The 25,279-nt window shown below is 38.4% G+C and carries 24 protein-coding genes; 18 read left to right on the top strand and 6 right to left on the bottom strand.

The window, feature by feature from the left end; genetic code table 11:
- The first annotated feature begins 7 nt into the window (after positions 1-7).
- The gene (gene rnd / locus BW142_RS09340; protein WP_076924693.1) at positions 8-1,138 is read left to right on the top strand and encodes a ribonuclease D; all 1,131 of its coding nucleotides are present in this window, start codon (positions 8-10) and stop codon (positions 1,136-1,138) included.
- Between the two features lie 316 nt (positions 1,139-1,454).
- Here the strand turns inward: rnd and minE are convergent, their stop codons facing one another.
- From minE to minC, 3 genes are read right to left on the bottom strand one after another with little or no spacing between them, the layout of a single operon-like run.
- Positions 1,455-1,718 carry a cell division topological specificity factor MinE gene (gene minE / locus BW142_RS09335; protein ID WP_004334706.1) on the bottom strand — a complete coding sequence of 88 codons (264 nt, stop codon included), beginning with the start codon at positions 1,716-1,718 and terminating at the stop codon, positions 1,455-1,457.
- A 1-nt stretch (position 1,719) separates the two neighbouring features.
- Positions 1,720-2,529, bottom strand: a complete 810-nt coding sequence (minD, locus tag BW142_RS09330; RefSeq protein ID WP_007583272.1) for a septum site-determining protein MinD — start codon at positions 2,527-2,529, stop codon at positions 1,720-1,722.
- Positions 2,530-2,534: 5 nt separating this feature from the next.
- Positions 2,535-3,239, bottom strand: coding sequence for a septum site-determining protein MinC (minC, locus tag BW142_RS09325; RefSeq protein ID WP_024598152.1), 705 nt, complete (start codon positions 3,237-3,239; stop codon positions 2,535-2,537).
- A gap of 155 nt (positions 3,240-3,394) precedes the next feature.
- On the opposite strand from minC, the gene BW142_RS09320 reads away from it, so the two are divergent.
- Positions 3,395-3,682 (top strand): YcgL domain-containing protein, encoded by a 288-nt coding sequence (locus tag BW142_RS09320; protein WP_076924692.1) that lies wholly within the window; start codon positions 3,395-3,397, stop codon positions 3,680-3,682.
- Complete coding sequence (locus BW142_RS09315; RefSeq protein ID WP_024598154.1) at positions 3,675-4,691, top strand: lytic murein transglycosylase; 1,017 nt, start codon at positions 3,675-3,677, stop codon at positions 4,689-4,691. Before BW142_RS09320 ends, BW142_RS09315 begins: the two co-directional genes overlap by 8 nt.
- Before the next feature lie 40 nt (positions 4,692-4,731).
- Here the strand turns inward: BW142_RS09315 and BW142_RS09310 are convergent, their stop codons facing one another.
- Positions 4,732-5,277, bottom strand: coding sequence for a MarR family transcriptional regulator (locus BW142_RS09310; protein WP_024598155.1), 546 nt, complete (start codon positions 5,275-5,277; stop codon positions 4,732-4,734).
- Between the two features lie 202 nt (positions 5,278-5,479).
- Here BW142_RS09310 and adhP point away from each other — a divergent pair, with 202 nt between their 5' ends.
- Complete coding sequence (gene adhP, locus BW142_RS09305; RefSeq protein WP_076924691.1) at positions 5,480-6,490, top strand: alcohol dehydrogenase AdhP; 1,011 nt, start codon at positions 5,480-5,482, stop codon at positions 6,488-6,490.
- A 68-nt stretch (positions 6,491-6,558) separates the two neighbouring features.
- Here adhP and BW142_RS09300 read toward each other — a convergent pair whose 3' ends face one another.
- Positions 6,559-8,979: a TonB-dependent receptor gene (locus BW142_RS09300; protein WP_076924690.1), complete on the bottom strand. Its 2,421-nt coding sequence runs from the start codon at positions 8,977-8,979 to the stop codon at positions 6,559-6,561.
- Between the two features lie 247 nt (positions 8,980-9,226).
- Positions 9,227-10,498 (bottom strand): amidohydrolase family protein, encoded by a 1,272-nt coding sequence (locus BW142_RS09295; RefSeq protein WP_076924689.1) that lies wholly within the window; start codon positions 10,496-10,498, stop codon positions 9,227-9,229.
- 154 nt (positions 10,499-10,652) lie between these two features.
- Between BW142_RS09295 and BW142_RS09290 the strand changes: the two genes are divergently transcribed.
- The 14 genes from BW142_RS09290 to BW142_RS09225 all read left to right on the top strand — a co-directional run bounded on the left by BW142_RS09290 (position 10,653) and on the right by BW142_RS09225 (position 25,160).
- Positions 10,653-12,494 (top strand): DUF885 domain-containing protein, encoded by a 1,842-nt coding sequence (locus BW142_RS09290; RefSeq protein WP_076924688.1) that lies wholly within the window; start codon positions 10,653-10,655, stop codon positions 12,492-12,494.
- Between the two features lie 97 nt (positions 12,495-12,591).
- Positions 12,592-13,104 carry a YcgN family cysteine cluster protein gene (locus BW142_RS09285; RefSeq protein ID WP_024598160.1) on the top strand — a complete coding sequence of 171 codons (513 nt, stop codon included), beginning with the start codon at positions 12,592-12,594 and terminating at the stop codon, positions 13,102-13,104.
- Positions 13,104-13,622, top strand: coding sequence for an RNA methyltransferase (locus BW142_RS09280; RefSeq protein WP_024598161.1), 519 nt, complete (start codon positions 13,104-13,106; stop codon positions 13,620-13,622). The genes BW142_RS09285 and BW142_RS09280 overlap by 1 nt, the downstream gene beginning before the upstream one ends.
- 70 nt (positions 13,623-13,692) lie before the next feature.
- The gene (locus BW142_RS09275; protein WP_076924687.1) at positions 13,693-14,586 is read left to right on the top strand and encodes a transporter substrate-binding domain-containing protein; all 894 of its coding nucleotides are present in this window, start codon (positions 13,693-13,695) and stop codon (positions 14,584-14,586) included.
- Between the two features lie 85 nt (positions 14,587-14,671).
- Positions 14,672-15,928: a sugar MFS transporter gene (locus tag BW142_RS09270; RefSeq protein ID WP_076924686.1), complete on the top strand. Its 1,257-nt coding sequence runs from the start codon at positions 14,672-14,674 to the stop codon at positions 15,926-15,928.
- A 257-nt stretch (positions 15,929-16,185) separates the two neighbouring features.
- Complete coding sequence (locus tag BW142_RS09265) at positions 16,186-18,075, top strand: methyl-accepting chemotaxis protein (RefSeq protein WP_076924685.1); 1,890 nt, start codon at positions 16,186-16,188, stop codon at positions 18,073-18,075.
- Between the two features lie 5 nt (positions 18,076-18,080).
- Entirely contained in the window at positions 18,081-19,163 is a 1,083-nt protein-coding gene (locus BW142_RS09260; RefSeq protein WP_076924684.1) for a GGDEF domain-containing protein, read from the top strand.
- Positions 19,164-19,176: 13 nt separating this feature from the next.
- Positions 19,177-19,791 (top strand): DsbA family protein, encoded by a 615-nt coding sequence (locus BW142_RS09255; RefSeq protein ID WP_076924683.1) that lies wholly within the window; start codon positions 19,177-19,179, stop codon positions 19,789-19,791.
- A gap of 241 nt (positions 19,792-20,032) precedes the next feature.
- Positions 20,033-20,785, top strand: a complete 753-nt coding sequence (locus BW142_RS09250; protein ID WP_076924682.1) for a DUF3450 domain-containing protein — start codon at positions 20,033-20,035, stop codon at positions 20,783-20,785.
- 10 nt (positions 20,786-20,795) lie between these two features.
- The gene (locus BW142_RS09245) at positions 20,796-22,175 is read left to right on the top strand and encodes a MotA/TolQ/ExbB proton channel family protein (protein WP_076924681.1); all 1,380 of its coding nucleotides are present in this window, start codon (positions 20,796-20,798) and stop codon (positions 22,173-22,175) included.
- 3 nt (positions 22,176-22,178) lie between these two features.
- Complete coding sequence (locus BW142_RS09240; protein WP_024591043.1) at positions 22,179-22,706, top strand: MotA/TolQ/ExbB proton channel family protein; 528 nt, start codon at positions 22,179-22,181, stop codon at positions 22,704-22,706.
- A 54-nt stretch (positions 22,707-22,760) separates the two neighbouring features.
- A complete protein-coding gene (locus BW142_RS09235) occupies positions 22,761-23,171 on the top strand; it encodes a biopolymer transporter ExbD (RefSeq protein WP_024591042.1) in 411 nt (136 codons plus the stop codon).
- A 9-nt stretch (positions 23,172-23,180) separates the two neighbouring features.
- A complete protein-coding gene (locus BW142_RS09230; protein WP_076924680.1) occupies positions 23,181-23,786 on the top strand; it encodes an energy transducer TonB in 606 nt (201 codons plus the stop codon).
- A 45-nt stretch (positions 23,787-23,831) separates the two neighbouring features.
- Positions 23,832-25,160, top strand: coding sequence for a tetratricopeptide repeat protein (locus BW142_RS09225; RefSeq protein ID WP_076924679.1), 1,329 nt, complete (start codon positions 23,832-23,834; stop codon positions 25,158-25,160).
- Positions 25,161-25,279: the final 119 nt, after the last annotated feature.

Raw genomic sequence — 25,279 nt, 5'->3', positions numbered from 1 at the left:
AGATTAAGTGCAATACCAATTGATCGAAACCCAAAATCAACTTAATACTTTTGTTGAACAAATAAAAAATAAGCCTATTTTAGCTATTGATACTGAGTTTATGCGTCGTCGCACTTTGTATCCAGAAGTTGCACTTATCCAAGTTTTTGATGGTGAGCATTTAGCGCTTATTGACCCATTAGCTGAACTTTCACTATTTGATTTTTGGGAAATACTTAAAGATCCTGCTGTTTTAAAAGTACTGCATTCTCCTTCTGAAGATATTGAAGTTTTTCAAAAGTACGCAGGGTTCGTTCCAGCTCCATTATTTGATACACAATTTGCGTTGCAGTTACTCGGTGAAGGTAACTGTATGGGCTTTGCTCTTATGGTAAAAGAACTGCAAGGTATTGAAATAGATAAAAGCGAGTCACGCACTAACTGGCTGCAACGTCCGTTAACCAAAAAACAATTAGACTACGCTGCTGCTGATACTTTTTACTTATTACCGTGTTTTGAGCAGATCATCGACCGTATCAATGTGGCTGGTTTCTTTGACATTGTAATAAACGAAAGTGAATTGATTGCAAAAAAACGTGCATTTCAAACACCTGACGAGCTTTTATATAAAGATATTAAAAATGCATGGCAACTTAAACCGCACGAATTAGCGGTGTTAAAAGAGCTTGCTGTATGGCGAAGAAATAAAGCTATCAAGAAAAATTTGGCGCTTAATTTTGTGTTAAAAGAACATAACATGACTGAAATTGCCAAACGTGGTCCTTCAAGTTTAAACGCTCTACGTCAAATTCCAGGAGTTGAAGCAATTGAAGTTAATCGCTCTGGTGTAGATATAATAAAGTGTATTGAAGTTGCCAAAGCGGTTCCTGATGCTCAGCATCCTGATGTACTTAAGCGCTTAATTGATTTTCCTACTTATAAAAAAGTAGCAAAAGATATAAAACAAAAAATCACTAAAGTAGCTAAAGAGCACAATATACCAGAAGACGTTATGGCCTCTAAAAAGCAGGTAAATCAATTGATTAGTTGGAATTGGAAGCTAACTAATGAGCAAAAGCAGAGTCATATAAAGCCAGATTTACTTAGTTCTTGGCGATATACCTATGTTAAAGACGCTTTAAAAGAATGGGATACTTAAGGCTAAATGTTTTCTTTAACTGTGTAATACTTATACCAATCCGCAATAATACTTAATCATTTTGCGGCGCTAAACGTGTCGTTACCTGTGTTAAAAAAATCTCTTTTAGAACAACTAAATAGCGATTTTTTTGCCTAGCTATCAACACGTTTTTCGATCCTCAAAATAGATCACTTAATTAAGCGAATTGGTATTATCTATAGTTTTTGTGTTACATAGTTAAAAAGTTTTAGTTGCACGAAGGGGATTAAAACGTAGGTATTTAGAAAGTTATTGCGAAAATAAAGAGGGCGCTTATAAAGCGCCCTTTCTTCAATTACTTCTTTTCTTCATCAGGTAGTGTAACGTTTAGCTCAAGTACGGCTAAATCGTCTTCGTTCTGATCAAACTGAACCTGAACTGCATCGGTACTTACGTTCACGTATTTACGGATCACATCTAAAATGTCTTGTTTTAATTGTGGTAAGTAATCCGGCGTTCCTCGTTGAGAACGCTCGTGCGCGACAATGATCTGCAATCGCTCTTTTGCTAGTGACGCACTGTTTTTCTTTTCTGAGCGGAAGTAGTCAAGTAAAGACACGTTAACCTCCAAAAATCCGTTTAAATAAGCCTTTTTTCTCAACGTCTAAGAAGCGAAAATCGACGGTTTCACCTAGTAAGCGGTTAATTGCATCAGAATAAGCTTGGCCTGCATCAGATTCTGTATCCAATATAACAGGTTGGCCTGAGTTTGAAGCACTTAATACCGCTTGCGATTCAGGAATAACACCTAATAGTGGGATTGACAGAATATCTTGCACATCTTCTACCGATAGCATTTCACCTTTTTCAACACGACTAGGATTATAGCGTGTTAATAGTAAGTGTTCTTTAATGTTTTCTAGGCCTTCTTCAGCACGTTTTGATTTGCTGTGTAAAATACCTAAAATACGATCCGAATCTCGAACTGACGACACTTCTGGATTTGTTGTCACAATTGCTTCGTCAGCAAAGTACATTGCCATCATAGCGCCAGCTTCTATACCTGCTGGTGAATCACATACAATGTAATCAAAGTCTTCTTTTAATTCGTTTAGTACGCGTTCAACACCTTCACGTGTTAATGCGTCTTTATCACGAGTTTGTGAAGCGGGTAGTAAAAATAATTTATCTACACGTTTATCTTTAATAAGCGCTTGGTTAAGGTTTGCCTCACCATTTATCACGTTTACAAAGTCATAAACAACACGGCGTTCACAACCCATAATTAAATCTAAGTTACGTAAACCAATATCAAAGTCGATAATAACTGTTTTATAGCCTTTTAACGCTAAGCCTGTGCCAATTGCAGCACTTGATGTTGTTTTACCAACACCGCCTTTACCAGAGGTAACGACAATTACTTTTGCCATGAGATTTATCCTTTAACCAAAGCTGAAATTTCTAATGATTCGTCTTTTTGTTGTATTTGCACCGCATTTCCCCAATGTTCACCTTGTAGTGAATCACTGATCCAGTAGTTACCATCTATTGAAACCAATTCGGCTTCAAGTTTTTGGCAAAAAATGTGTGCTTTTTTAAAACCTTTTGCGCCAGCAATAGCGCGACCGCGTAACGTGCCATAAATATGTACATTACCATCGGCAATTACTTCAGCGCCGTGACTTACTGCACCAAGTACTATTAAATCACGGTCTTTTGCATAAACTTGTTGGCCAGAACGAACGGTGCCGCTAATAATCTGAGCCGGCAAATGCACTGTTTTTTCTACAATAGACGTATTAGCCTCTTGTTTAACAGGTTCGCTCTTAACGTCTTGTGAATAGTTTAAAACAGATAAACCAGCCGCTTTAGCTTGGGCATGTTGTTCATCAGAACCATTACACACACCAACCGCATTAAAGCTCATACGCTCAATCAATGATTTTAAGTGCACAAAATCGAGTGGGCTGTTTTTCACTTCAAGTAAGTTAACAACAATAGGAGCACCCTCAAAAAATCTAGGTGCTTGGGCTATTTTTATATACAACTGTTCTGCTAGAAGGGCTATATCAGTACTATAAAGGTGCAAAACTGATAACGTAAAAAGATTCCCTTTTAACTCAAAAATTTGGTCCGACATACACGCTCAATTGAATTGTCTGATTAAAAATCAATGTTAGATAAACGTAGGCTGAATAAGGCCTTTATTGAAATTTCTAATCTAAATTTTCTAACTTATTATTACTCTCATGTTATAGTGTGCGGCATTGTTAAGCAAGAATTTATAGGGTCATAATGCTCACTGCTGTATATAAAAGTAAGAAAAAAGCGGATACCTTCTTATTTGTTGAAAAAAGAGATGATTTTAGTAAAGTTCCGGAACCTTTAATGACCATGTTTGGTCAACCTCATTACGTTATGATCATAAACTTAGCAAAACGTGAACGTTTAGGTGGGGCCGATTTAGATACTGTAAAAGCAGCATTATCAAATCCTGATAAAGGCTTCTATTTACAAATTCCACCGCCAGAGGAAAACTTGCTAAGCCAATTACGAAAAGAAAATGGAGTTGATAGTGATTAAAAAACTGACCGTTTTATTATGTGGAGTCTGCTTGAGCGGCTCTGTAATGGCTAAAACACAAGCCGAGTTTCAAACATATTTAACTAATTTAAAGCAAGAAGCTATAGCTAAAGGTTATGAAGCTAAGCTTATTGATGATGCCTTTGCAACAGCAACGTATAAAGAAAAAGTGGTGTCGGCTGATAAAAACCAGCCAGAAGTAAAAGAAACGCTTGAAACTTATTTACCAAAACGTGTACCACAATGGAAAATTGACCGCGCTCGCAAACTTTATGCAGAAAATAAAGATGTGCTTGAACGAGTTGCTAAAGAGTTTGGTGTACAAGCTCGTTTTATAGTGGCACTTTGGGGACTTGAAAGTAACTTTGGCACTATTCAAGGTGGTCACAATGTTATTTCTTCACTTGTTACACTTGCTTTTGATGGACGCCGAGAAGCGCTTTATAAACGCCAGCTTTGGGCTGCACTGGATATTTTAAAATCGGGCCACATTACCTTAGATAAATTTAAAGGGTCGTGGGCAGGTGCTATGGGGCAAACACAATTTATGCCTACATCGTTCAACGCTTATGCGATTGATTACAATAATGATGGTCGCAAAGATATTTGGACTACAAAGGAAGATGCTTTTGCCTCAATTGCTAATTACCTAAAGCAAGAAGGGTGGAACGACTCTCTTACGTGGGGTCGCCAAGTCCAATTACCTGAAAACTTTGACAGTAAATACGTTTTAGTACGCGGTACTAAAACACGTAAGCAGTGGTTAGAATATTGGAATGACTCAGAGCGCTCATTAGCTGATTGGCAAGCACTAGGAGTCCGTAAAGCTGATGGTTCTGATTTACCTAATGTAGACGTACGTGCTGCACTGGTTATGCCTGATGATATAAATGGCCGGATGTACTTAGCGTACGATAACTACAAAGTGTTTATGCACTGGAATCGCTCGTATTACTTCGCTACTAGCGTAGGTTATTTGTCGGATAGAATTGGTTATCCAAAAATCTAATTTTTAAAACGTGCATATAAATAAAGCCGCAATTGCGGCTTTATTCTTTTTTGAATATCTTATCTTTTAAGTCAATAACTTTACCAATTCCTGAACCTAGCTTCATCAGTTTATTAAGTTGCTCTGGCGTTAAACGTTGCAGCTCTGATGACCATTTAGTGACGGTTTCAAGTAGGTTATGAATTTCACCCATTTGTTTTTGGGCATAAAGTTCATCCTCGTTCACAGCTTCATCTAACAGGTTATCACGCAGCAAGCTTAAGGTAGGGTCAATCTCACGTTTTTTACGTTCTTCAAATACGCGATTAGCCATATCCCAAATATCACCAGCAGGGGCGTAGTACTCTTTTCGATCGCCAGGAATATGCTGCACTTTAATTAATTGCCACGATTGCAACTCTTTAATACCCATGCTTACATTACCGCGAGAAATACTAAGCGCATCTGCAATCTCATTGGCTGTCATAGGATTTTTAGTAATAATCAGCAAACCACACATTTGCCCAATTGTACGATTGAATCCCCAGCGGCTGCCCATCTCACCACAATGCATTACGAAGGCAAAATTCTTTTCGGATAAACTCATAGCTTAGTAACTTTCAGTAATTTCAGAAAGTAAATGCTAGCACGCTCATTTTGGATAGCAAGTTCTTAGCCAGCTAATAAATTATTTTTAACGACTAAAGTATGATTTAGATTAATATTTATACATCTATATTGGGGTATGTTGTACACAACAATACGTAAATAAATCCTTTTTTTTATTTTTCAAATACGATGGAATGACTATGAAAGCTGCAATTAATAATGAATACAAAGGTAAATTACAAATAACAGATCTGCCAATTCCTGAGGTTGGAATAAACGACGTTTTAGTTAAAATAGCTGCCTGTGGTGTTTGTCATACTGATTTACATGCATGCCATGGTGATTGGCCGGTAAAGCCAAAAATGCCATTAGTACCAGGGCATGAAGGTGTCGGTGTTATTGATAAAGTTGGTAGCAACATTAAGCACTTAAAAGTTGGCGACAGAGTTGGTGTGCCTTGGCTTTACAGCGCTTGTGGACACTGTGAGTTTTGCTTAGATGGTAAAGAAACACTGTGTTTATCGCAGCACAATACTGGCTATTCTATAGATGGTAGCTATGCAGAGTATTGTTTAGCGCATGGCGATTACGTTGTAAAAATACCAGAAGGTCTTGGATTTTCAGAAGCTGCTCCGTTATTTTGCGCAGGTGTTACAACGTATAAAGCATTAAAAGTTTCCGGTGCTAAACCTGGGCAATGGGTAGCGATTGTTGGTGTGGGTGGTCTTGGGCATTTAGCCGTGCAATACGCTAAAGCAATGGGCTTTAATGTAATAGCTGTTGATACAGGTAAAGAAAAACTCGCGCTTGCCAAAGAACTTGGCGCAGATATAACCCTCGATTTTAAAGAGGTGGTTCCTAGCGAAGCTATTTTTGAACAAGTAGGTGGCGCACATGGCGTTGTGTGTACTGCGGTGTCAAAAGCTGGGTTTGAACAAGCTTATAAAAGTGTACGCCGTGGTGGTAAGTGTGTATTAGTGGGATTACCTCCAGAAGATATGCCGCTTCCTATTTTTGATACTGTGCTTAATGGCGTGTCAGTAGTGGGATCTATCGTTGGTACGCGTAAAGATTTGCAAGAATGCTTGGAATTTGCCGCTCAAGGTAAAGTAAAAGCAATCATAGAAGAAAAACGCTTAGAGGATATTAACGAAATTTTTGACGATATGCTCAAAGGTGAAATTAACGGTCGCATAGTGGTTACTATTTAATTAAATAGCCATAGCAAAAAAGCACGGCTTGTAAAAATACAAACCGTGCTTTTTAATCATCTAAACTATTAAAGCGTGTAACTAAAACTTAGTTTTGCATTACGCTCTTCGCCTGGCATGCCACCTAAAAACATAGCTTTTGAGTAATACTTTTTATTAAATAAGTTATTTAAGTTTAACTGCATATGCCATTTATCAGTGGTGTACGATACCGCTGTATCGTAAGTCGTGTAACTTGGTACATAACCATCAGGAATCGAGAACGAACTCGAATTAGTACTTCTGTTATCTACAAAGGTAATACCACCACTTATATTCACAGCTTCAGGTAAGTTAAACATATCTGCGTAGTAAGTTACCCATGTGCTTGCTGTTACGTAAGGCACACCTTTTTGGCGTGTATCATAACTGCTGCTATTAGGATTACTTTTGTCACGTGCATCTTGATAAATACCGTTTACGTTTACTTTCCATTTATCATTTAAGTAAGCGTTTAAATCAAGTTCAATACCTGTTGTTTCTTCTTTACCATCATAATAGCTTTCAGGCACATTTGAGCCTGATGTTAACGCATCATAAAGTGGATTTGCGTATTCTAAATTAGTACGAGAGCTTTCAAATATAACAACAGAAGCCAGTAATTGATCATCAAACGCTTTAAATCTAAAACCTAAATCGTTACTCATTGATTCAGAGTCTTCTCGGTCTGCTTCATTACCCGCAACAGAGCCTAATACACTGTACGCAGTACGACCTTTTGAATGATTTACAAATACAGATAAATCTTCAGATGGCTGGTATGTTGCACCTAGGTTATACGTTAAGCCAGAATCTGATGTACTCGCTTCAGGTGTTGGCTCTGCGCGGCTCGAGCTATAGCGCTCATCTACACCAAAGTGCTCGTAAGTTTGCTCAATGCGGTTATATGCTACACCAATACGCGTTGTAAGCTCTTCAGTAAGATAACCAACATGTTGAATGCCTAAACCCCATGCTTGTACTTTTTTATTGTAGTCGCTGGTTTTAAGTGGATCGAAGTCATCAAAGTTGCCAGATGGCCAATTTGGTTCTCTTATATCGTAAATATATGGCAATGATCCTTGGTACGTTACATCACCAGCATCGTTTGTGAGTACGTAATCTTGATCCCAAATTGAGAATTGTTTAAAACGAATATCTCTATCTTCGTAGTTGGCGTTAACAAGTAATTCGTTATCTACGTCGCCTAGCATAAAGTCATAACGTAAATCTAAAAAGTACTGCCACGATTTTTCATCTGCTTCTACTTGGCGGTATTCCTGGCGGCGTGCTGCATATGGATAAAGTACACCGTCTTCAACTAATGGAGCACGAGGGTCGTTATTAATAATTCCATCACGAGTAGAGTAAACGTAGTTATAAGCACCTGTTTGGCGAGCAAAACTTGATGTGTAGTTACGGTACTGTAGTTGCTGGTTTAAAAACAAATCGTCAGTAATGTAATAGTTATGCGTTAATTTAAAGCGCAGTTCCTCACCTTCGTTAGCATCAGCCATTGGCGAAATTATACCGTTTGTGCCAAAGCTATATGGCGTTAAGCCATCTGATGCAGATAATGAATTAGCTAGCTGGTCGCGTTGTGCATCACTTAACTGTACGCCGCTTCCTGTCGGATCGTTTACTAAATCTGCACCGGTTATTTCACCCGCGCTTAAACCATTTGCAGTTTCTGCGTTGTAAATACGAATAGGGTGACCAATAGAATCAACCGCTATTTCATCTTTTATATATGCTGCAGAAAGCATTATGTTTTGTCTGTCGTTAAGCACGTATTTAAGCGAGGTATAAATTTCGTCGCGATCTTCTTTTAAATCGCGAAAGCCGTCACTTGACGCTGTTTTAGCCATCACACGATAGGCCAAGTCATCTGTTATAGCGTTAGTGCTATCAAACGCTAATGAATAGCTATCCCACTGGCCAAGCTCAGCCGATACTTTGTGTTTTTCTTCAAACTCTGGCTTTTTTTCAATTAGGTTAATTACGCCACCCGCACTACCGATGCCATATAAACCTGTTGCTGGGCCTTTTAAAACCTCAACAGATTCAACATTTGTAAGTGAACGAGTCGGGTTAAATGTATTACCCAGGCCCGCACCACCATACATACCATCGTAGGTATAGTTTGCATCTAAACCACGAATTACTAAGTTATCACCAATACCGTAGTTATTACCTGCTTGTGTTAAACCACTTACGTTTCTAACTAAATCTTGCAGGCTATCTACACCTTGAGATTCAATAAGTTCACGGTCAATAATAACAACCGGTGCAGGTGTTTCCATTAAAGACATGTCTGATTTAGTAGCAAGACCAGAGCTCATCACCACGCGGTTTTGTTTTTCGTATACGCTGATGCGTTCAATATCAGAGTCAGCTGTAGTATTTTGGGCAAATGCCATATTTGCATTTAAACAAGCAAGAGTAATAAGAGAGTACTTAAACGGTTTCATAGAGTGATAACTATTCGCGTTATTGAATTTGCGCGAATGATAATGGTTATTGTTTTTAAAGTGAATAAAAAGTTCACTTTTTTTGATTAAATAGAACTGTTTGGATGATTAATAATCAATGATGAAGTTTTATAAGGTTATATTGTTCCTTTTATGTGAATTAAGGGCTAGTAAGACTAAGTAATCTTAGCCTTACTAAACGAGAGAATTGTAATTTTCAAAGGTCAACACGCCTTAACGTTTACAATTAATCTTTATAAACAACACCGGCTTTCATTACAAAGGGGACTGACTCTAAGGTTTTAATATTTTTAAGAGGGTTTGCTTTTACAGCAATGATATCAGCTACAAATCCGGTTTTAATTTGTCCTAACTGAGCATCCATTTTTAATAACTTAGCGCTATTAATTGTGGATGCTTGAATAGCTTGCAGTTCTGTCATGCCAAATTCAACCATACGGGTAAACTGTTTTGCATTATCTCCGTGCGGGTAAATTGCTGCATCCGTACCAAATACCATTTTAACGCCCGCTTTTACAGCTCGGCTAAAGCTATCACGTTGCCTTTTAGATACTTGGCGTTCTTTATCGAGGTTTTCTTCATCTACACCGTTTTGCTCGCCATAAGTTAGAGTGTATTCGGTGTTATAAATATCCATAGAAAGCCAAGTTCCATGCTCTTTTGCAAGAGCAATGGCTTCATCATCTAAAAAGCTGGCGTGCTCTACGCTATCAACACCTGCTTTAATAGCTGTTTTAATCCCGCTTGTACCGTGTGCATGAGCTGCAACTGGTAAATCTCGCATATGGGCTTCATCAACAATGGCTTTCATTTCTTCAAAAGAATACTGCTGTGCACCTACTTTAGTCCCTTTTGAAAATACGCCACCTGTGGCACAAAACTTAATAGCGTTTGCCCCGTATTTAATGTTTTCGCGTACTTTTATACGGGCAGCCCACGGACCGTCGGCAACACCGCTTGAAGTGTATTTAAGCTCAGGAGGTAGTCGGTTGTTATCACAGTGCCCACCAGTAATTCCAAGTGATGGCCCCGCAGCCCAAATACGAGGGCCAACTATGTCACCCGCATTTATACCGTCGCGTACAGCTATAACGCTGTAACCTTCAGCGCCAACATTACGTACTGTTGTAAATCCGGCTTCTAATGTTTTTTTAGCAAAATAAGCGGCTTTAATCGCCATACGCGGTACTGACTGGCCTAAACGTTCGCTGCGTGGAACCGTAGGGTCGCTTGTTAAATGCACATGCATGTCCATTAAACCTGGCATAAGGGTTAAATCAGGTAGTTGAATATGTTTATCACCTTTAACCAGCGTTGGTTTTTTATTTTGTTCAATATTAGTGATCACGCCATCATCAATAGTAATCAAGGGCGATTTAATGAGTTTGCCATCTTCAACATCAACCATGGCTTTAGCCGATAGGTATGTTACGGCATGGGTATTAAAAGTGGTTAAGCAAAGTAAGGCAATAGAGGTGCTGAGTAGTTGTTTTTTCATTTAATTTTTCTTTTAAGTCATATTTGAATTAATAGAAATGTAACAAGCTCAGATAAAAGTGCAAATTTAATACGATGAACGCAATCTATCGTAATTACTTTATTAAGCACGGTTTAATGCGCATAATCAAAAAACGATATTAAAAAGGATTATCATGAAATCAATTAAATTAGCATTAGTTGCCAGTGGCGTTATGTTTGCTTTAAGTGGCTGTATGAATACTGGGCTTAGTACAAACACTAATACCAGTACGCAGCTAAACACAGTTAACGCATCGGCAGGTATTGTTTCAGAGCTTTCGGCAGAGCAACAACTCGATGTACTTGTTGCACAGTATTACGATGAATCGCTCACATACAGCCCCATTAGCGCAACGTATAATGGTCGTAACGAGTTCAACGATCAATTTACGCCTGAGATTTCAAAAGAAAATAGAGCTAAAAAAGCGGCTTTTTATAAAAAATATCAACAGCGCTTAAACTTTATAGATAAAGCACAGTTAACAGGGCAATCGCTTTTAAGTTTTGAAATATTAGAGCGCGACCTTGCACTTAAATTAGAAGGCATGCAGTTTCCTGATTATTTACTACCAATTAACCAGATGGCAGGTGCGCATAACACCTTTGCAGGTTTTGGTTCAGGTCAAAGTGCTCAGCCGTTTAATACAGTTGAAGATTACACGGCTTTTATCTCGCGCAGCGAAGGTTTTGTAAAGTGGCTTGCCAGTGTAGAGCGCTCAATGGCACAAGGTATTAAACTAGGTATTACGTTACCAAAACCACTTGCTGAAAAACTGCAGCCACAATTTGCGGCTCATGTAGTTAAAAATGCCGAAGACTCACTATTTTGGGGACCAATTAAAAAATTACCAGAATCGTTTAGTGCACAGCAAAAGCAAAAAATTACAGCGCAGTATCGTCAATTGATTACGCAGCACTTAGTACCGGCTTATAAAAGCATGAGTGACTTTTTAGCTAATCAGTATATTCCTAATAGTCGAGAAAGCGTTGGTTATACTGACTTACCAAACGGTAAAGCATGGTACGAATACCAAATTAAGAAAAACACAACGCTTAGCTTATCTGCAGATGAAATTCATGACATTGGATTAAGTGAAGTGTCGCGTATTTTAAGCGAAATGAAAAAAGTAAAAGAAACCGTAGGCTTTAAAGGTGAGCTCTCTGAATTTTTTGACCATTTACGTGATTCAGATGAATTTTATTACGACACGCCCGAGGAGTTAATTGCGGCATATGAAAACGTTAAGAAAAAAATAGACGCACGTTTGCCTCTGCTTTTTAACATTGCACCGAAAGCACCTTACGTCGTAAAAGCAGTTGAAGCATACCGAGCGCAGTCGGCAGCAGGTGCATCATACGCATCTCCGGCACCTGATGGTTCTCGCCCTGGTATTTTTTATATCAATGCTTATAACTTAAAAGCGCAGCCTAAATTTTTACTCGAAACTTTATCGATTCATGAAGCAGCCCCAGGGCATCACTTTCAAATAGCACTTCAACAAGAAATAGAAGGCTTACCTGATTTTCGTAAATTTGGTGGTTACACTGTGTTTGCAGAAGGTTGGGCGCTTTACGCAGAAAGCTTAGGCAAAGAGCTAGGCTTATTTACCGACCCTTATATGTGGTACGGGCGTTTATCAGACGAGCAATTACGCGCAATGCGTTTAGTGCTTGATACTGGTTTTCATGCAAAAGGGTGGACGCGTCAACAAGGTATAGACTACATGCTTGCTAACTCATCTATGGCAAAGAGCGATGTAATTGCAGAGGTTGAGCGCTATATTGCATGGCCAGGACAAGCGCTTTCTTACAAGTTAGGGCAATTTAAAATTCAAGAATTACGTGATTTTTCTAAAAAACAACTGGGTGATAAATTTGATATTAAAGCATTCCATACGCAAATATTAATTGATGGCGCATTGCCAATGCCAATCTTAGAGGAAAAAATTAAGCGTTGGGTTAAATCTCAAAGCTAATTTGTAGCGTAAAGCCAGTACTTTGAAAGGGTATTGGCTTTGCGCCATTTACAGCAATACGGTAGAATGCGCGCTCTTTAGGGGGCACGAGTAAACTATGTTTGATCAACAATTAGCAAATACACAATTTTGGCTTAAAAAAAGCTTAAGCGACATGAGTCAAAACGAATGGGAAGCCATTTGTGATGGATGCGGAAAATGTTGTTTAAATACGTTTATTGATAGCGAAGATGAAGACGAATTTACAGCTACCGATCAGTTACGCGAAGGTGAACAATTAATATTTACTAATATTGTATGCCAGTATCTTGATAACAACACCTGTGGTTGTAGCGAGTACGAAAACCGCCAAACGCTTGTTCCTTCTTGTGTAAAACTCACAAAAGAAAACCTTAAAGACATCTTTTTTATGCCACAAAGCTGCAGTTACCGTCGTTTACATGAAGGTCGTGGTTTGGCTTCTTGGCACCCATTATTAAATAGTGGCGATAAAACAAAGATGCATGAGCTAGGTATTTCTGTAAAAGACAAAACAGTAAAAGATTGTGATGTAAAGCTAGATGATTTTGATTTATACATTGCAGAGTGGCCAACAAAGGACGCTGATTAATGAATAAGTTAAAAGCGAGTATTGGTTTAATTAACCCTAAAAGCCCGACAAATGTTGGCGGTGTATTGCGTGCAGCAGGCTGTTATGACGCCAAACAAGTGTTTTTTACCGGTAATCGTTACTTAAATGCCAAAAAATTTCATACCGATACTAAGAACGCACTTGAGCGTATCCCTTTAACCGAAACTGATAGTTTAGAAGCGGTAAAACCAGAGGGTGCTACCGTTGTTGTCATTGAGCTTATTGAGGGTGCAACGCCTCTTCCTGAGTTTAAGCATCCTGAAAATGCATTTTATGTATTTGGCCCCGAAGATGGCTCTGTACCAAAAGACGTTTTAAAGTGGTGTGATGAAGTGGTATATATTCCAACTATTGGCTGCATGAACTTAGCGGCTACCTGTAATGTTGTTTTGTACGATCGCTTAGCTAAATTAGGCGGCGTTGAGAGCAGCGATACAACAATTATAAGCTCACGTGATACAAATAATAAAATGAAATGGGAAAAAGCATCTAATTAAGATTTATTAGTGCAAAAGGTTTAGTTGTAACTAAACTCATAAATATTCTTAATCACAAATAGATTCTAAAATGCGCTGGTTTTATTTTATATTATTACTGACAAGTAGTAATTGTTTTGCTGAAACATCAGTTGAGTATTATCAAAATGGTACTCAACATGTTTTAACTGGACATTACCACAAATCAGGAATGCTCTATGAAGCGAAAAACCCCAAACAAACACTCCATTTAGCCACACTCGATTGGCCTCCTTATATTGGTAATAATTTATGTAATAAAGGCTGGGTTTATCAATTTTCAATAGCTCTATTAAATAGTAAGGGCTACAGCGTATATATAGAATTTTTGCCTTGGGCAAGAGCTGTACGAAATGTAGAGCTAGGCAAAGCTGATATATTAATGCCTGAATATTTTATAGAAGATACAGCCCCCTCCGATTATGTTAATGGTAAAACACGTCGAGAATTACTCGGTTTATCAAATTCGTTTAAAGGTGGCGAAATTGCATTTTTAAAAAGGAAAGGCGATTCAGACCGTTTCACTGGAAACTTAAAATCGCTTAAAGGGCAAAAGATTGGTGTTGTTCGAGGGTATCAAAATACGCCTGAGTTTGATGCTATGATGGACAATGCTGAGTTTGAAGTTATTACCTCTGTTGATGATTTACAACTTGTTCAGCTTCTGGTTGCTAAACGTGTTGATTTGATTATAGGCGACCCTCAAGTTCTTAAATTCTCAGTGACTTACTCTTCTTTAACTAAACCTGAAAAACAATCTTTGCTTTCTTCCATTGAGCAAGAAAGCATTTCTTTGCAATACAATCCTTTATATTTTGCTATTAGTAAACTTACACCTAAATGGCTTTTAGTCTTAGATGACATAAACGAAGGGCTTTATCAGTTCCATAATAGTGGCGAGATAGACCGTATTATCAATACGACCAATACTCAATGTAAACCATAAAATTGGAACGTTCCTTTGTTGCACTGACTAATTTATATATAAACATGTAGAATCGTTTTCAACTTGTTAATGGAGTGAAAACGACGTGAGTGAAATAAATACAAATCAATCATTCGCGGTCAACGAACAGCCAAATAAAAATTACCTGTTTCCACTGACTGCAATGACGACCCTATTTTTTTTATGGGGTTTTATTACTGTTTTAAACGATGTACTAATACCACGATTAAAAGGCGTATTTGATTTAAGCTTTTTTGAAGCGATGCTAGTACAGTTTTGCTTTTTTGGTGCTTATTTTATTGTTTCTATCCCTGCGGGTATTTTAGTTAAGCAGTTTGGTTACAAAAAAGGGATTTTAACCGGTTTAATTGTGGCTTCAATTGGCTGTATGTTGTTTTACCCTGCTGTTGTAGTACATGAGTATTGGCTATTTTTAGGCGCTTTATTTGTACTTGCCGCTGGTGTAACGGTACTTCAGGTTTCTGCTAACCCTTATGTTGCTGCTCTTGGGCCTGAAAAAACAGCTTCTTCTCGTTTAAATTTGGCACAGGCACTTAATGCGCTTGGTACTACTGTTGGGCCTTATGTAGGTGGTTTATTATTTTTTGGTACAGCAGGTAGTCTAGCCGCTTCTGCAGCAACTGCTGAATCTGTAAAAGTTCCTTACTTAATGCTTGCTGGCGCCTTATTACTTATCGCTATTATATTTGCCTTTATAAAGCTTCCAGAAATTGAAGCCCATAAAGAAGAAAATAACGCTGCAGTAGAATCTCGTTCATTAACTCAAGCACCGCACTTAACTATGGGTGTACTTGCTATATTTTGTTATGTAGGCGGGGAGGTTGCCATCGGCAGCTTTTTAGTAAATTACTTTGGTGAGGCACACATAGCAGGGCTTGAAGAGCATACCGCGGCCGCACTTATTAGTTATTATTGGGGCGGGGCAATGGTAGGGCGTTTTATTGGCTCTGTTTTATTACAAAAAATAGCGCCTTCTAAGGCTATCGCATTTAATGCATTTAGTATTATTGCGCTATTATTGATCACAATTTTTACTCAAGGTGACGTCGCTTTATATTCAGTTTTGGCAATTGGTTTATTTAACTCAATTATGTTCCCGACTATATTTTCGGTTGCTATCGAGCGACTAGGATCATTGACTAGTAAGGGTTCTGGTTGGTTATGCTTAGCTATTGTAGGGGGGGCACTTGTGCCATTACTGCAAGGGTTTATAGCTGACACAGTTAATATACAACAAAGCTTTTTTGTACCGATGCTATGTTATGTATTTATAGCATGGTACGGATTAAATGTTGTTCGCTTAGCAAATAAGTGGAAATAACAGACTATACAAAAGTGACTGAATACGTATTCAGTCACTTTCAAAGCTATATTTAATAGGAACGTTCCATAAGTAATTAATACGAGTCATAACTTATTTCAATATTAGTCAGTTAATCCCTACAGCCTTTTGTTTTTTAATCCTTTATCCTTATTTTTATCTAATAACCTAGTCGCAAGCCTTATTTATTAGGACATTTTGCTAAATTTTTGCTAAAACTGTATGGATAATAAAGATAAATAATAAAAAGGATGTATATGCTTAACTCGTTGAAATTTACTTCCAAAGTGACTATTGCGGCCTCTTTAATTTTGGTTTTGGTGCTAGGGTTATTTACTTTTAATAATTACATTGCAATGCGCAAGCAAACAGAGCAGCAGTTAAGCCTAGTATTACAACAAAACTCAGAATCTGTTTCACAAAATATAGCGAGTTGGTTAAATGCAAAGTTGGCGATTGTTATATCAATTGCTAAAACCCACAAAGCTAATGATTCTAAAGCACTCACCCTTTCACAATTAAATACTGCAAAACTTGCTGGAAGCTTTAAAAATACCTATATCGGTAAATCCAGCGGCACGTTTATATTAAACGATCAATCTGTCGTTTTACCCGCTGATTTTGATGCGACCTCTCGGCCTTGGTACAAATTAGTCGAAAACAAATCAAATACCGCTTTTACAACTCCCTATATTGATGTAACAACTAACGAGCTTACAATCTCAGCGGTAGTACCCATTTTACAAAATGGGCAGTTTAGCGGCGTTGCAGGTGCCGATATTGATATGCAAACTGTAACTAAAATTATCAACGATATTGATTTTTTAGGTCTTGGTTATGGTTTTTTACTCGATAACAAAGGTCAAGTGTTAAGCCATCCTAATGCTAAGTTAAACTTAAAAAATACATCAGATATTTTTGGTACTAATACGCCCTTGCAAAGTGAGTTTACCCAATACGAAATAAACGGAGAGTCTAAACTTATCTCGTTTACAAAAATTAGTGGCATTGAAAATGTAGATTGGTACCTAGGTGTTGTTATAGATAAAGATAAAGCGTATGTCAGCGTTTCTAACTTTGGCCAAACTGCAGCTGTTTTTATGGTGATAGGGATCATTGCTATCATTATTATGATGCAGCTTTTATTACGCTATTTAATGCAGCCTATGAACCGTTTAAATGATGCCATTAAAGATATAGCACAAGGCGAAGGCGATTTAACAAGGCGTCTAACCGTTGAAAATGATGATGAGTTTGGCGACATAAGTCATTCATTTAATATTTTCATCGAAAAAATTCAGCATTCAATAGAGCAAGTAAAAGAGTCCACTGAGCAATTAGATACAGTTATTGAGAGCTTGGTATCACAAACACATTCATCACTGTCTATGTATGATGATCAAAGTAAACGAACCGATAGCGTTGCGGCGGCTATTAATCAGTTTTCAGCTACATCAATGGATATTTCAAGTAATGCAGAGAGTGCTTCGCAGCTTGCTAAAAATGCAGATGAGCACTCAACACAAAACCAAGAAGCATTAAGCCACAGTGTTGCAACCATCCACCAGCTTTCAGCTAATATGGAGAAAGCTCAGCAAACTATAAACAGTTTAAATACACACACAGCCAGTATTGGGCAAGTGCTTGAAGTTATTAAAGGTGTAAGCGAGCAAACTAATCTATTGGCACTCAATGCAGCAATAGAAGCCGCTAGAGCAGGAGAGGCAGGACGCGGTTTTGCCGTTGTAGCAGATGAAGTACGCCAATTAGCACACCGCACTCAACAATCAACGCAAGAAATTGAAGACACGGTGAGCCAGTTACAAAAAGGCTCAAACCTTGCTGTAGAACTTATGAAAACAAGCCTTCAAGACAGTGAAAAAAGCGTACAACAAGCAGATGCCGTCGGCAATTTAATGAGTCATGTTATTCAAGCCATTAAGCAAATTAACGATGCAAATCATTCTGTGGCCAGTGCAACAGATGAGCAAAACCAAGTTGTTAAGTTATTAGATACTGATATTCAAACAATTAGTGCGCTTTCTATACAAGGCAAGGCCAACTTAAATGACACACTTAACGAATGTACCAAACTAAAACAGCAGTTTAGTGCCTTAGAAAACATGGTTCAAAAGTTTAAAGTATAAAATTAATGACTAAAAAAAATGTGAATAAAGCAAATTGGCTCAGTCTAATAAATATCGACAGTGTTTATAGCTCAGACATGCAACGCAAAGCGTTTTCTTTATTTACCATGATTGGGATATCAATTGTGGTGATTGCTGTACTCGTGTTTTTGAATCATAAGGTTTACTCACCGATACTCACCGCTTCATTAATTATCGTTAACATTACAAATATAAGCTGTTCTATCTACTTTATAAAAACGGGTAATCTGCAAGTTGTGGCATTAATAAGTATGAGCATTGTGTGCATGATGTTTGTTGCACTTGTTTATACCGGTGGTAAAGATAATACCGCGCTATATTGGCTAATGTTTTATCCAGTAGTAACGTTTGCATCTTTAGGGGTCAGATTAGGTGCTTGGTTAGGTTTTACTTTACTGTTTTGTTGTATTGTTATTTTATACGGCCCTGACTTTGGTCAAGTTAGCTATGGCGATGTAGAAAAAACACGATTTATAGCGTCATTTTCTATGGTGTTTTTATTCTCATTTATTGGTGAGTATTTTAGACATAAAAGCCACATGGCTATTGCCGATATTACGCTAGAGCAAAAACAACATGCGTACACAGATCCCCTTACTGGCATGGCAAACAGACGCTTTATTACCTCTCATTTTTTAAAGCTTGCCCAAACACGCCCAGATCAGTACTTACCTTTTTCAATTTTGTTAATTGATTTAGATAACTTCAAATCTTTAAACGATACGCATGGTCACGACTTTGGTGATACGGTATTGATTGAATTTACCAAGCTCCTTGAATCTCAGTTTTTGGCAACTGCGTTAAAAGCGCGTTATGGCGGTGAGGAGTTTGTTGTTATTTTACCGCAGGTTACTGTTCCTACAGCCACTGTAATTGCAAACAAATTTCGAGAGGCTGTCGCAGGGCACGTTATATTTACCGATGACAAGCAGCGTATTTCAATCACCTGTAGTATTGGTATTTCCCAAGTAAATAAAGTAACTGATTATGATGATTCATTAAAACAAGCAGATGAAGCTCTTTATAGTGCAAAGGCTGCTGGTCGTAATAGAGTCGTCTCAAACTAGTTGAAGGATTAATATGTCTCAAAGTAAATTAATATATGTTCATGACCCTATGTGTAGTTGGTGCTGGGGTTACTCACCAACCTGGCTTAAGCTAAAATCAGAGCTTGCTGGTAAAGTAGCAATTGAATATAAAGTAGGTGGATTAGCACCTGATAGCCAAGACCCAATGCCACAAAATATGAAAGAGATGCTTGAGGGTACTTGGCATAAAATTTCAGCGCAGTTAGGTACGCAATTTAATTATAACTTTTGGCGCGATTGCCAGCCAAGACGTTCAACGTATCCCGCATGCAGAGCTGCACTTATAGCGCGTAAAGCGGATAAAGAAGCTCAAATGGTGGCTGCAATTCAACATGCTTATTACTTAAACGCGCAAAACCCGTCTGATGAAAGTACATTAATTAGTTTGGCTGAACAAATTGGCTTAGATAAAAATGAGTTTACTGCGCAGCTAGCATCAAGTGAGCTTAATGATGAACTTAAAGAAGAGTTGTCTTTCGTTCGTACGTTACCTATTCAAGGGTTTCCCTCACTCGTGCTTATAAAAGACAATAAAGCACACCCAATAGAAATTAATTATACCGATTGGCACTATTCCCTTAATCAAATTAATTCAATTTTAAAATAACCCAGCTTGTTTATAGGGCATTTGGTTAACAAATGCTCTTATCATCTTAAAAATCTCCTCGTAAGTCTTAATTGTTACCATTGTCATAAAAGCGACTTTTTTGCGCAACATCCTTGTCATGTTACATCTATAAACTCCTGCTCATTGAAATTATTAAGTCATAAATTATTTATATAAGAAAGTTTATGACCTTAAAAAACAAACTAGCAAATCCGCTAACTAACGAGTAAAGGTGTATGCGATGAAAGGCGTTAAACCATTAATCTTAGCTGGTATTGTGGCCGCAAGTGCAGCAGTACACGCAAACGATTTAGATAAGGTTATTGATAAAAGCAGTGAAATTAATAAATCAGCTGCGCAATCACAAACAAAAATAGACAAGATTGCAGATTCAATGCAAGGGCGTTTACAGCAGTTTAAAACCCTCAATAAAGAAATTGATGGTTTAGCTGTTTACAACGCTCAGCTAACTAAACAGTTAAATAATCAAATAGAAGAGATGGAATCTTTAAACCTGTCAATGGATCAGGTTTCTATTATTGAACGTCAAATTACACCTTTAATGATGCGTATGATCACAGGCCTTGAGCAGTTTGTATCACTCGACGTGCCATTTCTACAAGACGAGCGTGCAAAACGTTTAGCCTCATTAAAAACCATGATGGATCGCGCTGATATCACCTCAAGCGAGAAATTTCGCCGTGTTTTGGAAGCTTATCAAGTGGAAGTTGATTACGGGCGTACCATTGAAGCATATACCGCTCTATTAGAAGTCAGTGGTAAAGAGCGAGAAGTAGACTTTTTACGCATTGGTCGTTTAGAGCTTATTTATTTAACGCGCGATGGCAAGCAAGCAGGTAGTTGGGATACAGACACAAAAACGTTTGTAGCGCTTCCTGACTCTACTATAAGCCAAATTAACAAAGGTCTTCGCATAGCGCGTAAGCAACTTGCCCCAGATATGTTAACTCTGCCAGTACACGCAGCAGAATAAGAGGTTAAAAATGAAATTGTTTACTCAAATGACAAAAACGGCTCTTTTTGCTGCAAGCTTTACACTAAGCCTAGGTTTTACAGGTAATAGTATCGCGGCAGAGTCAATGGATCTTGATTCGTTACTTAAATCAATTGAAGACGGGAAATCGGTTCAAAGCGCACAAAACAAGCAACGAGAGCAAGAATTTACCTCGCGTCAAAACGAACAAGTGCAAATGCTAAAAGATATACAAGCAAAACGCAGTCAAATGCTTGGTGAATCAGAGCGATTAGAAACACAATTTGAAGAAAACGAAGTTAAGCTTGCTAATTTAACTGACACTTTATCAAAGCGTATGGGATCACTTAAAGAATTATATGGTGTTCTTCAGCAAGTTGCTGGTGATTCAAGCAATAAATTTGCAACATCGGTTGTATCGGCAGAAATTCCGGGGCGAAGTGCTTTTATGGACGATCTCGCTCAAAAAATGGGTTCAACATCAAAGCTTGCTTCAATCGACGATATTGAAAAAGTGTGGTACGAGCTGCAACGCGAAATGACCGAGCAAGGCAAAGTAAGTCGCTTTAATACTACGGTTATAGTCGAAGGTGGTAATAAAGCACAGCAAGAAGTTGTTCGCGTAGGTGCTTTTAACGTTGTATCGGGCGGTAAGTATTTAGAATACAACCCAGGTACGAATACACTAAGCGAACTAACTCGCCAACCAGTATCGCGTTACACATCAACAGCGGGCGATTTACAAGAAGCTAAGACAGGTGTTGTGCAATTTGCACTTGACCCAACAGGTGGTTCAATTTTAGGTTTACTCGTTCAAGCCCCAGATACAGCAGAGCAAGTACATCAAGGTGGCGCTGTTGGTTACGTAATCTTAGGTGTAGGTTTACTTGCATTATTAATTGCAATTGAGCGTTTTGTATCGCTATTACTTGTTGGTGGGAAAATTCGCCGCCAGCTAAAAGACAGCGTAGCGAGAGATGACAATCCACTAGGTCGTGTTATGAAAGTTAAAGACGACTACCCAAATGTTGCCTACGACACGTTGGAGCTTAAATTAAGCGAAGCTATTTTACGCGAAATGCCAAAAATTACGCGTAACTTAACACTTATCAAAATTATATCGGTAGTTGCACCGCTATTAGGTTTACTTGGTACGGTAACCGGTATGATCAATACCTTCCAAGCAATTACACTATTTGGTACTGGCGACCCTAAATTAATGGCTGGTGGTATTTCTCAAGCATTAGTAACAACCGTATTAGGCTTAGTTGTTGCAATACCAACCGTATTTATTTACACGCTACTTAATACTCGCTCAAAAGGTTTACTGCTTATATTACAAGAGCAAAGCGCCGGTATTATTGCAGAGCGTAGTGAGAAAGGAGAATAAGCCATGGTGCTATTGATTGACTCAATCAATGCTATCCGTGATTTTCTCGACACTGGTGGCCAAGTTCTCTTGGTCATTGGGGTGTTAATCTTCGCGATGTGGTTATTGATACTCGAGCGATTTATTTATTTTTTTAATGGTTTTCGTGGTTATAAAAAAGACGCTAAAAGCACATGGAGTTCTCGCTGTGAGCGTAACAGCTGGAATGCAGAGCAAATTCGTCAAGCGATGATCTCGCGTGCAAGTATGCGCCTAAATACTAATTTACCGCTTATTAACGTAATGGTTGCGTTATGCCCGTTACTTGGCTTATTGGGCACAGTAACAGGAATGATTGAAGTATTTGATGTGATGGCAATTACAGGCACAGGCAGTGCGCGCTCAATGGCATCGGGTGTATCTAAAGCAACTATTCCAACAATGGCGGGTATGGTAGGTGCGTTATCGGGTGTATTTGCATCAACGTATTTACAACGCAAAGCCAAGCGAGAAGTAGAGCTACTACAAGACAGCATGGTTTTAGACCATTAAGCAAAATTTTGATAAGCGGCCCATTTAAAGCCGTTCATCCTAGGAGAATAAAAAATGAGAGCCCCTTTAGGTAATTTAATGCAAGAAGACGAAGCTGAAGAAATAAACATGACACCTATGTTAGATGTTGTATTTATCATGCTTATTTTCTTTATTGTTACAGCGTCGTTTGTAAAAGAATCGGGTATTGACGTAAACCGCCCTGAAGCAGCAACAGCTGTTAAAAAAGAACGTGCAAACATATTAGTGGCGATTTCTGACACGGGTGAAATTTGGATTAACAAACGTCAAATTGATATACGTGCAGTGCAAGCCAATATTGAGCGTTTAAAAGCTGAAAACCCGCAAGGTAGTGTTGTTATTCAAGCTGACAAAAAATCAACAACCGATACTTTAATAAAAGTAATGGATGCAGCACGCGCAGCAGGTGTGTTTGATGTGTCGATTGCGGCTCAAGAAGCATAAGGGCAGGCAATGCGTTATTTAGTAGCATTAGTAATAGCCGGTGTAGTGACCTTTATGTTGTTTTTAGGCATGCAGGCACTTATTACTGGTGGCGAAGGTGTAATGAGTGAACCCGCCAAGGGTAATGTTCTTGATTTTGTAAGGCTTAAAAAAGAAGAGAGCGTGCAAAAAAAAGAACGCAAACCACAAAAACCACCAACGCCTAAAGAGCCACCTCCGCCAATGGAATCGCCGCAAATGCAAAATAGCGACGCGACTGCGAACGCTAATAACTTCGACTTTGGCGCCAATGTGGATGCAGATGTAAATTTAGCCGGTGGTTTAGCACTTGAAACAAGTGATGGTGAGTATTTACCTATTGTTAAAGTGGCGCCTGTTTATCCTCGTCGCGCATTATCACGTGGCATTGAAGGCTACGTTATTGTTGAATTTACAGTAACTAAGCAAGGTACGGTGCGAGACCCACAAGTGGTTAAAGCAGAGCCTGAGTCTCTCTTTGATAGAGCGGCGATGGATGCAGCCCTTAAATTTAAATATAAACCGCGCGTAGTAAATGGTGAAGCCGTTGAAGTTGCGGGTGTTCAGAACAAAATATCTTTCCAAATTAGCGGTTAATTTAGTAATTAACCACGAGTAAACGGACAGAAATGCGAGGCGATTATGAAATTACTACCTACAGCTAAATTTTTAAAATTAACACTATTTTGTACTGCTGCGATCAGTACAAGTATTGTTGCACCAAGTGCCCTAAGCCTAATACCAGGGTTAAATGTAGCTACGGCATATGCAGAGCAAGAGCAAAAAACAAAACGTGTCCCAGCGCTACGTGAAAAGGTTTATAGTCAACTGGCTCGTGCCCAAAAACTTGCTGATGATGGCGATGTTAAAGGCGGACTTGAAGCGCTCGATAGCATTAAAGAACGAGCCTCGAGTATGAATTCGTACGAAGTTGCAATGATGCATAATTTTTATGGATTTATTTATTACAACGAAAACGATTTACCAAAAGCGATAGCTTCGTTTGAAAAGGTCGTAGCAGAGGAGGCTATTCCTGAATCGCTTCGTTTAAGTACTACCTTTAGTTTGGCGCAACTAGCTATGGCTAATAGTGATTACACTAAAGTTATCGCATTTTTAGATGACTGGGACAGTATTAACACTAAGCCTAAAACAGAAGGCTATTACTTGCTAAGGGCACAAACATACTATCAGTTAAAGGATTATAAAAAAGGGCTTGAGTATATCTCCCAAGTTATCTCTTTAAGTGATAGCGAAGGTAAAACCCCTAAGGAAAACTGGTTAGTACTACAGCGTGCCATGTACTACTCACTTAATCAAACTGACAAAGTTGTTGAAGTACTTGAGCGCATGGTAAAGCTCTATAACAAACCTGAGTACTGGGTACAATTATCGGGTATGTATGGCGAAACTGGACAAGAAAAAAAGCAGCTAGCAATTATTGAGGCGGCTTACCAGCAAGGTTTTTTAACGTCTAAATCTGATCTACGCCAATTAGCGCAAGTGTATTTATATAACGGTTTGGCTTACAAAGCAGGCGTTGTAATGAGTAAAGCGATTAAAGAAGGTGTCGCAGAGCAAAACGCTAAAAACTATGCCTTTATAGCTGAGGCGATGATCCAAGCAAAAGAAGACGAAAAATCAATAGAATACTTTGTAAAAGCAGCTGATTTATCATCCAGTGGTAAGTATGACCAACGCTTAGCTGAAGTGTATGTTAACACTGAGCAATACGAGGAAGCGGCCGACGCAGCGCGTAAAGCACTTGATAAAGGCTCACTTGATTTTGAATCAAATGCATTTGTTGCCTTGGGTATGGCTCAGTACAACTTACAAAATTTTGATGCCTCTATTTTAGCGTTTGAACAGGCAGAAAAACATAAAAAATCACAGCGTTTAGCACAACAATGGATTAAATATGTAAAGCGCGAGAAAGTGCATGCAGAAACATTAAGAACGGCACTGCTTTAAGCTTTAGTAATAACGTTTAAATATAATTTCATAATCGCAAATCCAAACCACACTAATTTTAGTGTGGTTTTTTTATGTTTTTAATAAATTAACTACTTGAATTTTATGTAAATAACTTT

This window comes from Pseudoalteromonas sp. EB27, from assembly GCF_001974875.1.
GTDB lineage: Bacteria > Pseudomonadota > Gammaproteobacteria > Enterobacterales > Alteromonadaceae > Pseudoalteromonas.
This window is presented reverse-complemented; position numbering and strand designations above follow the sequence as displayed.